The following is a 12017-nucleotide window of genomic DNA, read 5'->3' as shown; positions in this document are numbered from 1 at the left end:
GGTCACGCCTTCGGCCCCGCCGCCGGCGCCCTGCCCACGGCCGGGCCCAGCAGCCACGAACACCCGGGGCGGCCCGGCGGCGCCGCGACCGGCACCCGGCGGGCGAACGCCCACCCCGAGGACGGCGCGGGCCGGGAGACCGCCGACTACCTGGAGGACACCGACGACGTCTGGGGCGACGGCGACCGGGTGGCCCCTCCCGTGCTGGGCATGCCGGCCGGCGAGGAGCACCGCTGAGGACGCTACGGCGCCGACCGCCGCCGTAGCGCCCGTGCGCCGGTGGCCGGAGCGGGTAGCGGCTGGGGCGGCTCACCGGCGGGTTAGGGTCTCCCGGTGTCCGACATCGAGCTGGCCGACTACCCGCTGATCGCCGCGGGCAAGGTGCGTGAGCTGTACTCCGTGGACGACGACCACCTGCTGCTGGTCGCCTCGGACCGCATCTCCGCGTACGACTTCGTGCTGGAGACACCCATCCCCGACAAGGGGCGGGTGCTGACCGCGATGAGCGTGTTCTGGTTCGAGCTGCTGGCCCAGCGGGTGCCCCACCTGGCCAACCACCTGGTGGCCTGGGACGACCCCCGCATCCCGGCGGAGGTCCGGGGAAGGGCGCTGCTGGTCCGCCGACTGGAGATGCTGCCGGTCGAGTGCGTGGCACGGGGCTACCTGGCCGGGTCGGGCACCGCCGACTACCGGCGCACCGGCGCGGTCTGCGGTATCGCGCTGCCGGCCGGCCTGGTCGAGGCGTCCCGCCTCCCCGAGCCGATCTTCACCCCCGCCACCAAGGCCGAGATCGGCGAACACGACGAGAACGTGTCCTTCGACGCCGTGGTGGACACCGTGGGCCGGGAACGAGCCGAGGAGCTGCGGGCGACCACGCTGGCCGTGTACTCGGCCGCCGCCGAGCACGCCGAGAGCCGGGGACTGGTCCTGGCCGACACCAAGTTCGAGTTCGGCACCGACGCCGGTGGCCGCCTCGTGCTCGGGGACGAGGTCCTCACCCCCGACTCCTCCCGCTACTGGCCGGCCGACGAGTACGAGCCGGGCCGGGTGCAGCACGCCTTCGACAAGCAGTTCGTGCGGGAGTGGCTGACCTCCCCGGAGTCCGGCTGGGACCGTGCCTCGGACGTGCCGCCCCCCGCGCTGCCCGCCGAGGTGGTGGCCACCACCCGCCAGCGGTACGTCACAGCCTACGAGCGGATCACCGGCCGCTCACTCGCCGACTGGCCGACCGCCGGCTGAGGCCGGCCGCACCGGTCGAGCGGGTGCCGGCCTGCCGGCCGGGGTCAGACCGCCGTGGCCTCGCCACGCGGCAGCGCCCGCACCCGGGTGCCCTCGGGGGCCAGCTCGGTGAACCGGTCGTAGTGCATCCTCGGCATGGCCAGCACCGCCTCGTGGATGGGCACCGCCAGCCGGGGCTGGACGGCGCGGAGGTAGTCCACCGCCTCGGAGAGCTTCATCCAGGGCGCCGCCGTGGGCAGTGCCAGCACGTCCACCGCCTGCTCCGGGACGACGAAGGAGTCACCGGGGTGCAGGAACGCGCCCTCGGCCAGCAGGTAGCCGACGTTGGGCAGCCCGGGGAGGTCCGGGTGGATGACGGCGTGCGTGCCGCCGACCGCCCGCACCGGCAGGCCGGCGACCGTGATCACGGCGTCGGGGGTCGCCAGGTGGGGCCGGAGCCCGGCCGAGGTGAGCGCCTCGGCGGACCCGGGGTCGGCGATCAGCGTGGCGCCCGGGTTCGCCTGGAGCAGGGCGGGCAGGCGGTCGAGGTCGAGGTGGTCGGGGTGCTTGTGCGTGATGAGGACGGCGTCCAGGTCGCGGACCTCCTCGAAGCCCGAGGAGAAGGCCCCCGGGTCGAACAGCAACCTGGCCTGGTCGGTGGCGACCAGCAGGCACGAGTGCCCGAAGTGTGTGAGGTGCACGGCGACTCCCCCTCGACGCGGACGGTGGACCGCCCGGCCTGCCACCCGGACGGCCCCAGGGCATCCACCACGCTAGCGGGCGGACCGCCGTCGTTCAGCAGGCGATCCGCCCACCTGCGAGGACGGCGGGGCGGTGGGTATCCGTGGGGTGGAACAGCGCCGCACCGCGTCCCGCCGGGCAGCCGACGCAAGAGCCCCCGCCGTGGCCCGGAGCCGCACGGGTGGATGGCCGTCGACGACGTTCCTGGTGCCGTACGACGACCGCCATGACGGGTGTCCTCGCGGTTCGGTGAATTTCTCCGGCGAAACAGGACCGCCACCGGTCGCGCCGTGAACTCATTTCAGTAGTGGGAAATAAACAAACTTCAAAGTGTGGCGTCCCCATTCCCGGCAGTCGCTTTTGCCTGAATCGCGTAGACCCATTGATGGTGATGTGTATCACTCTACTGGCCGTCGCTGGATCACATATCGGAGCGGTACCGTGACGTTGAGCGCATGGTTGATCGCGGTCCATTCTTAAGGGCGACCGACGCACAGGAGAGTGATCTTGAGGGCATTACGAAGAGTCTTATCCTTGGCTGCCGCTGTGGCCGTGGCTGGCGTAGCTGCGGTGGTGGCAGGGGGGTAGCCGGAGCCGGAGCCGCACCACAACCTCGGTCCGATTCCGCGTACGCGAACTGGATACCTGAGGTCGAGGAATCGGGTTCCCTCGACTCGCCCGTCATCATGACTGGCTCGGTGGTGGCGGAGGACGGCGTAACGCCGGCGGCGGGCGCTGCGCCGTATCTCCAGGCGTGGCCGCCGGCGAAGGAGATGGAGACCCTGCCGGCCGAAGGTGAGACAATTCGCCTCATTCCGATAGCGAAGACGTTCACCGACCAGTCCGGAACCTTTGAACTTCGCGTGGATCCGGATGTGGTCGCCCAGGAGTTTCGCGACGTCAACGATTCGGTGAGCACCACGCTCCTTGTTGAGACGGCCACTGGTGTAGCGCACTTCGCTACTGGCATTCAAGTGGGCGACGAGGCTGACGAGCCAGTTGGCGAACCCCGTCTCATGGCGGCCCCTGACCTGGCTGTAATGAACCCCGTCAGCACGGGAGTGCTCCGCATGGAGCCGAAGACCGCAGAACAACGTGCGGCCCTGGCATCGGCACGTGCCCAAGGTGGCAGGATGGAGCCGGCTTCGTGCGGACCCACGCCGAGGGATCTGGGTGCCAGGTGGGTCAACGTTGGCGCGACCTACGTGGCGACCACCGGAGTGTGGGCTCAGCTGAAATACTCCAGTGGTGCTCAAAGTTCTCTGGGTATAGGAATTTCCTTCCAGGGTGGATACGGGAACTACAGTAGAAGTGGGTCAATGAATTTGTCGGGTACGGCGACGATAACGTACCCGAGGCACGGGAGTACGCGTACAAGTTCCATGACACTCAGTACCTCTACGCCCGATATCAAATTATGACGTGCAAGGATGCAATTCACATGGGGTACGAGGTGAGGCCTTACCGGTTCGCGGCCGGTTCCCGTTTGCGCAATACCTCTCAGGTCTCGACTCGTCCCGAGAATTGTGCTAATAATCTGAAGGGTTCGAGCTACGAAGAAGACAGGGGGTTGGCCTTCGAGTGGGCGACCGGAGCGAAGCTTGAAGGTCTGCTGGGTATTGATCTATCCAGTCGTACCGGGTACACTTCGTCGGCGAAGTTGAAGTTCGATTTTGTCGAGCCGAGATTACTCTGTGGTTCCAGGGGGCGGCCTGGGAACGGCTCCGGAAACATCGTGGTGAAGGCCACTAGGTCGTGATATGCGCTCAGCTGTAGTAATTATCGTCATGCTCGGAATTTGCCTTGTGGCGTGCGGTGACGGGTCTCCGCGAGAGGGTGACGTCCGCATCGGTGGGAACAGCGCTCGTCTGTGCCAAAGCCACGTGGACGGTGAAACGTACATGACGTTCAGCAGTGGCCTGGAGAACGAGGGCGATCGTGTGGTCCGGGTGACCGGGGCGTCGCTGCTGAACGAGGAGAACTTCACGCTGGTGGAGATGCTCCTCGTGCCGGTACCGGAGCCGGAGGAGAACGGTGACATCCTCTACGTCCCTCACCAGGGTGGAGGTCTTCCTTCGGACGAACAGTTCTCTGACGTGTTCACTGAGAATGGAAAAGCGGCATGGGCAGCGCGGGTTCCGGTCGTGGGCGCGGAGATCGAGCCGGGTGTGGAGTGGACCTTGGCGACGATCGCCGAGCGGACGGCGGAGTCCGCGTCGACGGACGGGGTGCGGCTGTTCTACGAGGATGACCGGGGTCGGGAGTACTACTCAGACTCCACGCTTCGGGCCAGCATGGAACCTAAATGTTCATGAGGTGAGGGAGTAGTACAGCCTGGGAGGGACGAGTTCTCATCCGGCGTGGGGCCTCGATCGGGTCGAGGCCCCACGCCGGTGCTCGAACTGGTTCCAGCGGTCAGGTTCAGGTAGTTCCATTGGGCGGGCTTGTGTCGGAGTGCGGCCAGACCAGGCGGGCACGGATGTGTTCGCCGAAGAGGAAGGCGCGCAACGCGTGGTTTGGGTACGAGGCACCGCCGCTGGACATCGTGGCACGACGACCGAAGACCAGGTAGCGGGCGTGGAGATCTGCCGCTCGTGGCAGGTCGGCGACGGCCACCAGACCGGCCCGCTGGAAGGCGCTGCACCGAATTCGGCGGTGCTCCGGCCCGGTGGGCTTGTGGGATGAGAGTTGGGGAGGGGCATGGCAGAGACAGGGACCGTGGGTAGGTCGTGGCGAGTCGGGTTGCTGGGCGGGGTCGCTCTGTGGCTCGCTGCCTGTGGGGACGGTTCTCCGCGAGAGGGTGATGTCCGCATCGGTGGGAACAGCGCTCGTCTGTGCCAAAGCGACGTGGACGGTGAGACGTTCATGACGTTCAGCAGTGGCCTGGAGAACGAGGGCGATCGTGTGGTCCGGGTGACCGGGGCGTCGCTGCTGAACGAGGAGAACTTCACGCTGGTGGAGATGCTCCTCGTGCCGGTTCCGGAACCGGAGGAGAACGGCGACACCCTCTACGTCCCCTCCCAGGGGGGCTGGAACCCTCTGGATGAGGAGGTACCCAACACCTTCACCGAGAACGGGCAGGAGGCCTGGGCGGCGCGGGTTCCCGTCGTGGGCGCCGAGATCGAGCCGGGTGTGGAGTGGACCTTGACGACGATCGCCGAGCGGACGGCGGAGTCCGCGTCGACGGACGGGGTGCGGCTGTCGTACGAGGATGACTGGGGGCGGAAGTACTACTCCGACTCCCTGTTCCAGGTCAGCATGGAACCCCAGTGCTCCTGAGGGTGACGAGGGAGGCCTCGCTCCGGGGATGCGCTCGCCATCGCCGCCGCCGTCCGCGCTGGTTCCGGCGGGCGGCGGGCACCGAGTGGTCGGACGCGGCGAACTTCCAGCATCACCCTGGATCGAGCGGAGGAGACGGTCAGCGGGTCGGCCGCCGAGCGGGGCGGACGACGCTGCCCGGCAGGGTCACCCCGCCGCTTCCACCCGCAGCCGCTCCGCGCCGATCCGCCCGATGCGGCCCCGTCCCCACTCGCCGAGGGGCGCCAGGGCCTCGTTCAGCGACCTCCCGTGCCCGGTGAGGGAGTACTCGACCCTCGGCGGCACCTCCCGGTAGACCTCCCGGTGCACCAGGCCGTCGTCCTCCATCTCCCGCAGGTGTTGGACCAGCATCTTCTCGCTCACCCCCGGTAGGCCACGGCGCAGCTCGGCGAACCGGCGCACCCCGTGGTGGTCCAGCTCCCAGAGGATCAACGCCTTCCACTTCCCGCTGACCACGTCCATCGCGGCGTCGATCCCGCAGACGTAGGGCCCACGGCGGTTCCGGTTCCCCATCGGCTCCTCCACCACTTACTTCCTGGTGAGTACCCCACTAATTAGTCGGTACTTCCCGACCCTAGCCGCCCGGGGAAAGGATGGCGGCACCACACGGGAACGAGAGGGAGCGACGGGGAGATGTCGAGCGATGAGGGCGTCCGGGTCAGCGTGCTGGGCCTGGGGGAGATGGGTCGCGCGCTGGCGGCCGCGCTGGTGGATGCCGGGCACCATGTGACGGCGTGGAACCGCACCCCGGGCCGGGGCGCGACCCTCGCCGAGCGGGGAGCGGTGGTCGTGGACGGCGCGCGGGAGGCGGTGACGGCCTCGGACCTCGTCGTGGTCTGCCTGCTCGGCCACGACTCGGTGCGGGAGGTGCTGGACCCGGTCGCAGCCCAGCTCGGCGGTCGGACCGTGGTGAACCTGACCACGACGACCCCCGAGCAGGCCAGGGAGTCGGCCCGATGGGCGGCCGAGCACGGGATCGGCTACCTGGACGGCGGGATCATGGCGGTGCCACCCATGATCGGGCAGCCGGGGTCCACCGTGCTCTACAGCGGCTCGCGGGAGGTCTTCGACCGGTACCGCCCGGTGCTCGACCTGTGGGGGGAGAGCGCCTTCCACGGGGAGGACGCCGGGCTCGCCTGCCTCTACGACCTCGCCCTGCTCGCGGGCATGTACGTGATGTTCGCCGGGTTCGCGCAGGGCGTGGCGATGGTGCGCCCGACGGGGATGTCCGCGACGGAGTTCGCGGGGATGGCCGCCCCGTGGTTGAGCGCGATGACCACGGGTTTCGCCGGTTACGCCGAGGTCGTCGACGGCGGCGACTATGCCGTGCCTGGCCAGCAGAGCCTGCGCTTCTCCGACCTCGGCTACCTGGTGGAGGCCACCCGGGAGCAGGGCGTGGACACCGGGCTGATCTCGGCGGTGCAGTCGCTGATCCAGCGGCAGATCGAGGCCGGGCACGGCGACGAGGGCTTCATCCGGATCGTGGAGAGCCTGCGGGCCGCGGGCTGAGCCGAGTTCCCGGGGCCGCCCGGACCGGGTGGTTCGGGCGGCCCGCACGGTTCAGCGGCGGAGGGTGACGTGGTCGGGGGTCAGCTCGGCGACGCTGTTCACCCCGAGGAGCTGCATGGTGCGGGTGATCTCCGCGCGGAGGATGTCCACCGACTTCGCCACGCCCCGCTCCCCGCCGGCCATCAGCCCGTACAGGTAGGCGCGGCCCACCATGCAGGCGCGGGCGCCGAGGGCCAGGGCGGCGACGATGTCCGCACCGCTGGTGATGCCGGTGTCCAGGTAGACCTCGGTGCGCTCCCCGACGGCGCCGACGACGGTGGGCAGCAGTTCCAGCGGGGTGGGCGCGCGGTCCAGCTGGCGGCCGCCGTGGTTGGACAGCACGACCGCGTCCGCGCCGTGCTCGACGACGTCGAGCGCGTCGGGCAGGCTCTGGATGCCCTTGATGACGAGCTTCCCCGGCCAGATGTCCCGCAGCCACCGCAGGTCCTCGATGGTGACCGTCGGGTCGAACATCTTGTTCAGCAGCTCGGCCACCGTGCCGTCCCAGTGCCGCACCGAGGCGAAGGTGAGCGGCTCCGTGGTCAGCAGGTTGATCCACCACGCCGGGTGCATGGCGCCGTCGAGGACGGTGCGGGGGGTGAGGGCGGGCGGGATGGACATGCCGTTGCGGACGTCGCGGAGCCGGGCGCCGGCGACCGGGACGTCCACCGTCAGCACCAACGCCTCGTAGCCGGCGTCCCAGGCGCGGCGGACGAGGTTCTCGCTGGCCTCGCGGTCCTTCCACACGTAGAGCTGGAACCACTTGCGGGCGTCCGGCCCGGCGGTGGCCACGTCCTCGATGGAGGTGGTGCCCATCGTGGAGAGGGCGTAGGGGATGCCGACGCGTTCGGCGACGCGGACGACCGCTCGTTCCCCCTCGTGGTTCATCATCCGGGTGAAGCCGGTGGGGGCGAAGGTGAAGGGCAGCGAGGAGGGGGCGCCGAGGATGTCCACGGCGGTGTTCGGGGAGGACACGTCCCGCAGCACCCGGGGGTTGAACTGGATGTCCCGGAATAGCCGGCGCGCCCGCAGCAGGCTGACCTCGCCCTCGGCGGCGCCGTCGGTGTAGTCGAACACGGCCCGGGGGGTCCGTTTCCTGGCGATCGTCCGCAGGTCGCCGATGGTGTGGGCCCGGTCCAGCCTGCGCTCGGTGGGGTTGAGCTTGGGGACCTGCGGGCGCAGCAGCGGCGCGAACTCGGACCAGCGGGGCAGGCGGCGCTCGGACACGGACGGGACCTCCGGCGTGGACGTGTGACGTGCACCGCGCCCAGGCGCGGTGGCTTCTCGAGGGCGGCCCGGCGGGCTCGCCGCGTCGCGGGACCGGCCGCAGGGCCATCCGCTGACGCTACCCCCGGGGAGGCCCGCCTGGCTCGTCCCTGGCCACAGCAGGCCGCGCACCCGGTGGCCCTTCGGTGCGAGGCCCAGTAGGTCCGAACGGACGATCTCGACCGACGAACGACGGGGATTTCGTCACAGTGTGTGATCAAGCTTCTCACGACCCGTATCAACGGGTGAGTTCGTCGCTCGGCTAGGCTCGTGCGGTACCGCCGACCTGAACTAGCCAGGAGCATCGACCGTGGCCCGAGTCGTCGTCGACGTCATGCCCAAGCAGGAGATCCTCGACCCCCAGGGACAGGCGGTGGCGGGAGCGCTACCCCGGCTGGGTTTCGAGGGCGTGACGAGCGTCCGCCAAGGAAAGCACTTCGAACTGGAAGTCGACGACGACGTCGACGACGAGACCCTCGAGCGGATCGCCGAGACCCTGCTCGCGAACCCCGTCATCGAGGACTGGACCGTCCGCCGCGTGACCGTGGAGTCCGCCGACGGCTCCGTGGCGGGGGCCGTCTGATGCGCGTCGGTGTCATCACCTTCCCCGGCACCCTCGACGACGTCGACGCGGCCCGCGCGGTGACCACCGCCGGCGCCGAGGCCGTCCCGCTGTGGCACGGTGACGCCGACCTCCGCGGGGTCGACGCCGTCATCGTGCCGGGCGGCTTCTCCTACGGCGACTACCTGCGCTGCGGAGCGATCGCGAGGTTCGCCCCCGTGATGGGCGAGGTCGTCACCGCGGCCCGGGGCGGCATGCCGGTGCTGGGCATCTGCAACGGCTTCCAGATCCTCTGCGAGGCCGGCCTGCTGCCCGGCGCCCTGGTGCGCAACTCGGGGCTGCACTTCGTGTGCCGCGACCAGTGGCTGCGGGTGGAGAACACCACCAGCGCCTGGACCACCCGGTATGACCGGGGCGCCGAGATCCTCGTGCCGTTGAAGTCCGGTGAGGGCCGGTACGTGGCCGACGAGGCGACGCTGGACCGGCTGGAGGGCGAGGGGCGGGTGGCCTTCCGCTACGTCGGCGAGAACCGCAACGGCGCGCTGCGCGACATCGCGGGCATCACCGACGAGCGCGGCCGTGTCCTGGGCCTGATGCCGCACCCCGAGCACGCCATCGACGCCCTCACCGGGCCCAGCGACGACGGGCTCGGCATGTTCCTTTCCCTCCTCGACACAGTGGTGACCGCGTGACCAGCACCGATCTGACCGGCCAGCAGACCGCCGCCCCTGTCGACACCGTCGACCATGCCGCCGCCACCCCGGGCCTGCCGCAGCCCTACCGGGAACTGGGCCTGAAGGACGACGAGTACCAGCGGATCCGGGCCATCCTCGGCCGGCGCCCCACCGACGCCGAGCTCGCGATGTACTCGGTGATGTGGAGCGAGCACTGCTCGTACAAGTCGTCCAAGGTCCACCTGCGCTACTTCGGGGAGACGACCACCGAGGAGATGCGGGCCGGGATGCTCGCCGGCATCGGCGAGAACGCCGGCGTGGTCGACATCGGCGACGGGTGGGCGGTCACCTTCAAGGTGGAGTCGCACAACCACCCCTCCTACGTGGAGCCGTACCAGGGCGCGGCGACCGGCGTCGGTGGCATCGTCCGGGACATCCTGGCGATGGGCGCCCGACCGGTCGCGGTGGCCGACCCGCTGCGCTTCGGCCCGGCCGACGCCCCGGACACCCGCCGGGTGCTGCCCGGGGTCGTCGCCGGCGTGGGCGGCTACGGCAACTGCCTGGGACTGCCCAACATCGGCGGTGAGGTCGTCTTCGACGAGACCTACGCGGGCAACCCGCTGGTCAACGCCCTGTGCATCGGGTCGATGCGGGTCGAGGACCTGCACCTGGCCCACGCGTCCGGCGTGGGCAACAAGGTGATCCTGTTCGGCGCGCGGACCGGCCTGGACGGCATCGGCGGCGTCTCCGTGCTCGCCTCGGACTCCTTCTCCGGGGACGAGACCGGGTCGGGCCGCAAGAAGCTGCCCAGCGTGCAGGTCGGCGACCCGTTCACGGAGAAGGTGCTCATCGAGTGCTGCCTGGAGCTGTTCCGGGACCGGCTGGTCGTGGGTATCCAGGACCTGGGCGGTGCTGGCCTGTCCTGCGCCACCTCCGAACTGGCCTCCGCGGGTGACGGCGGGATGCGGGTCGAGCTGGACCGAGTGCCGCTGCGCGCGAGCGGGATGACGCCGGCCGAGATCCTCTCCAGCGAGTCGCAGGAGCGGATGTGCGCCGTCGTCCGGCCCGAGGACGTCGACGCGTTCCTCCGGGTCTGCGCGAAGTGGGACGTGACCGCCACCGTGATCGGTGAGGTCACCGAGGTGAGCGAGGAGGAGGCGGCCCGGGGTGGTCGTCTCAAGATCACCTGGCACGGCGAGACGGTCGTCGACTGCCCGCCGCGCACCGTCGCCCACGAGGGCCCGGTGTACCAGCGGCCGGTGGAGCGGCCGGCCGACCAGGACGAGCTCATCGCCGACACCACCGAGGCCCTGGCCCGCCCGAGCGGTCCCGAGGAACTGCGCGAGACGGTGCTCCGCATGATCTCCTCGCCGAACCTGGCGAGCCGCGCCTGGGTGACCGACCAGTACGACCGGTACGTCCGGGGCAACACGGTGCTGGCCCAGCCCGCCGACAGCGGCATGATCCGCATCGACGAGACGACCGGTCGGGGCGTCGCGGTCGCCACCGACTGCAACGGCCGCTACTGCCGGCTCGACCCGTACACCGGCGCCCAGCTCGCGTTGGCCGAGGCGTACCGGAACGTGGCGGCCGGCGGGGCCACCCCCGCCGCCGTGACGAACTGCCTGAACTTCGGCTCCCCGGAGGACCCCGGGGTGATGTGGCAGTTCGAGCAGGCCGTGCGCGGGCTGGCGGACGGCTGCCGTGAGCTGGGCATCCCCGTCACCGGCGGCAACGTGAGCTTCTACAACCAGACCGGGTCGACGGCGATCCTGCCGACGCCGGTCGTGGGTGTGCTCGGCGTGATCGACGACGTCCGCCGGCGCGTCCCCACCGGTTTCGGCACCGAGCCCGGCGAGACGCTGCTGCTGCTCGGCGAGACTCGGGACGAGTTCGACGGCTCGGAGTGGGCGCGGGTCGCGCACGGCCACCTGGGCGGGGTTCCGCCGAGGGTCGACCTGGGCCGGGAGCGGCTGCTTGCCGAGGTCGTCATCGCCGGTTCGCGGGACGGCATGTTGTCGGCCGCCCACGACCTGTCCGAGGGCGGGTTGGCCCAGGCGGTGGTGGAGTCCGCGTTGGCCGGTCAGACCGGGTGCCGCGTCGTGTTGCCGGAAGGCGCCGATCCCTTCGTGTGGCTCTTCTCCGAGTCGGCGGGCCGGATGCTGGTGGCGGTTCCCCGCTCCGAGGAGCTGCGGTTCACCGACATGTGCCGGGCCAGGGGGCTGCCGGCCACGAAGGTCGGTGTGGTGGACCCGGAGTCGAACGCCGTGGAGATCCAGGGCGTGGCGACGTTCGGGCTGGACGAGCTGCGGACCGCCTGGGAGGGCACGCTGCCCGCGTTGTTCGGCTGAGCGGACTCGGCGACGACTGGCCGGTGGCCCGCCCCTGTGGGTGGGTCGCCGGCCGGTCGCGTTCGTGGGGCGTGCCGGCCCGATGACCCGCGCTGGGCCGGGGCGGGGCTTTCCCCGGCCTCGGACCGCGACGCGACGTGGTGGTTGGTGGTCCATGTCGGAGGCGTTCGCCGGGAACGGCGGGCGTCGTGGGGTCGAGAACGCCCCGGCTTTGGGCGCACCGCCCGGGCCGCCCGCCCCGCCGGTCCGGTTCCCCCAGGTGCGTGGTCCCGGCGTCCTGCCCATGCGACCGGGTCCCGGTCGAGCGCCGCTCGACCGGGACCCGGGGGTGGGCGCCGT

The 12017-nt window shown here is 70.5% G+C and carries 12 protein-coding genes; 9 read left to right on the top strand and 3 right to left on the bottom strand.

The window, feature by feature from the left end; translation table 11 throughout:
* Both ACTIDRAF_RS0210920 and ACTIDRAF_RS0210915 read left to right on the top strand, forming a co-directional pair.
* The coding region (locus ACTIDRAF_RS0210920) for a hypothetical protein (RefSeq protein ID WP_026065983.1) at positions 1–237 on the top strand (237 nt) is incomplete at its 5' end.
* A gap of 105 nt (positions 238–342) precedes the next feature.
* A complete protein-coding gene (locus ACTIDRAF_RS0210915) occupies positions 343–1239 on the top strand; it encodes a phosphoribosylaminoimidazolesuccinocarboxamide synthase (RefSeq protein WP_157162975.1) in 897 nt (298 codons plus the stop codon).
* A 44-nt stretch (positions 1240–1283) separates the two neighbouring features.
* Here the strand turns inward: ACTIDRAF_RS0210915 and ACTIDRAF_RS0210910 are convergent, their stop codons facing one another.
* Positions 1284–1919, bottom strand: a complete 636-nt coding sequence (locus tag ACTIDRAF_RS0210910; RefSeq protein ID WP_016698775.1) for an MBL fold metallo-hydrolase — start codon at positions 1917–1919, stop codon at positions 1284–1286.
* Positions 1920–2414: 495 nt separating this feature from the next.
* On the opposite strand from ACTIDRAF_RS0210910, the gene ACTIDRAF_RS33755 reads away from it, so the two are divergent.
* The 3 genes from ACTIDRAF_RS33755 (at position 2415) to ACTIDRAF_RS0210900 (ending at position 5238) form a co-directional block, all read left to right on the top strand.
* Entirely contained in the window at positions 2415–3380 is a 966-nt protein-coding gene (locus ACTIDRAF_RS33755) for a hypothetical protein (RefSeq protein ID WP_157162974.1), read from the top strand.
* Positions 3381–3860: 480 nt separating this feature from the next.
* A complete protein-coding gene (locus ACTIDRAF_RS0210905; RefSeq protein ID WP_016698774.1) occupies positions 3861–4274 on the top strand; it encodes a hypothetical protein in 414 nt (137 codons plus the stop codon).
* 550 nt (positions 4275–4824) lie between these two features.
* The gene (locus ACTIDRAF_RS0210900) at positions 4825–5238 is read left to right on the top strand and encodes a hypothetical protein (protein ID WP_083886234.1); all 414 of its coding nucleotides are present in this window, start codon (positions 4825–4827) and stop codon (positions 5236–5238) included.
* Positions 5239–5424: 186 nt separating this feature from the next.
* Here ACTIDRAF_RS0210900 and ACTIDRAF_RS0210895 read toward each other — a convergent pair whose 3' ends face one another.
* Positions 5425–5790, bottom strand: a complete 366-nt coding sequence (locus tag ACTIDRAF_RS0210895) for a winged helix-turn-helix transcriptional regulator (protein WP_026065982.1) — start codon at positions 5788–5790, stop codon at positions 5425–5427.
* 120 nt (positions 5791–5910) lie between these two features.
* Between ACTIDRAF_RS0210895 and ACTIDRAF_RS0210890 the strand changes: the two genes are divergently transcribed.
* Positions 5911–6786: an NAD(P)-dependent oxidoreductase gene (locus ACTIDRAF_RS0210890; protein WP_016698771.1), complete on the top strand. Its 876-nt coding sequence runs from the start codon at positions 5911–5913 to the stop codon at positions 6784–6786.
* Between the two features lie 51 nt (positions 6787–6837).
* On the opposite strand, the gene ACTIDRAF_RS0210885 is transcribed toward ACTIDRAF_RS0210890, so the two are convergent.
* Positions 6838–8052: an alpha-hydroxy acid oxidase gene (locus tag ACTIDRAF_RS0210885; RefSeq protein WP_016698770.1), complete on the bottom strand. Its 1215-nt coding sequence runs from the start codon at positions 8050–8052 to the stop codon at positions 6838–6840.
* Positions 8053–8401: 349 nt separating this feature from the next.
* On the opposite strand from ACTIDRAF_RS0210885, the gene purS reads away from it, so the two are divergent.
* The 3 genes from purS to purL are packed head-to-tail and all read left to right on the top strand — an operon-like array spanning position 8402 to position 11678.
* Entirely contained in the window at positions 8402–8674 is a 273-nt protein-coding gene (gene purS / locus ACTIDRAF_RS0210880; RefSeq protein ID WP_016698769.1) for a phosphoribosylformylglycinamidine synthase subunit PurS, read from the top strand.
* The gene (gene purQ, locus ACTIDRAF_RS0210875; RefSeq protein WP_016698768.1) at positions 8674–9345 is read left to right on the top strand and encodes a phosphoribosylformylglycinamidine synthase subunit PurQ; all 672 of its coding nucleotides are present in this window, start codon (positions 8674–8676) and stop codon (positions 9343–9345) included. The genes purS and purQ overlap by 1 nt, the downstream gene beginning before the upstream one ends.
* On the top strand, positions 9342–11678 hold the full coding sequence (purL, locus tag ACTIDRAF_RS28285) for a phosphoribosylformylglycinamidine synthase subunit PurL (RefSeq protein WP_016698767.1): 2337 nt from the start codon (positions 9342–9344) through the stop codon (positions 11676–11678). Before purQ ends, purL begins: the two co-directional genes overlap by 4 nt.
* Positions 11679–12017: the final 339 nt, after the last annotated feature.

The organism is Actinoalloteichus spitiensis RMV-1378 (genome assembly GCF_000239155.1).
Taxonomy (GTDB): domain Bacteria; phylum Actinomycetota; class Actinomycetes; order Mycobacteriales; family Pseudonocardiaceae; genus Actinoalloteichus_B; species Actinoalloteichus_B spitiensis.
Note: the sequence above shows the minus strand (reverse complement) of the source record. Positions and strands in the feature narration are given on the sequence as shown.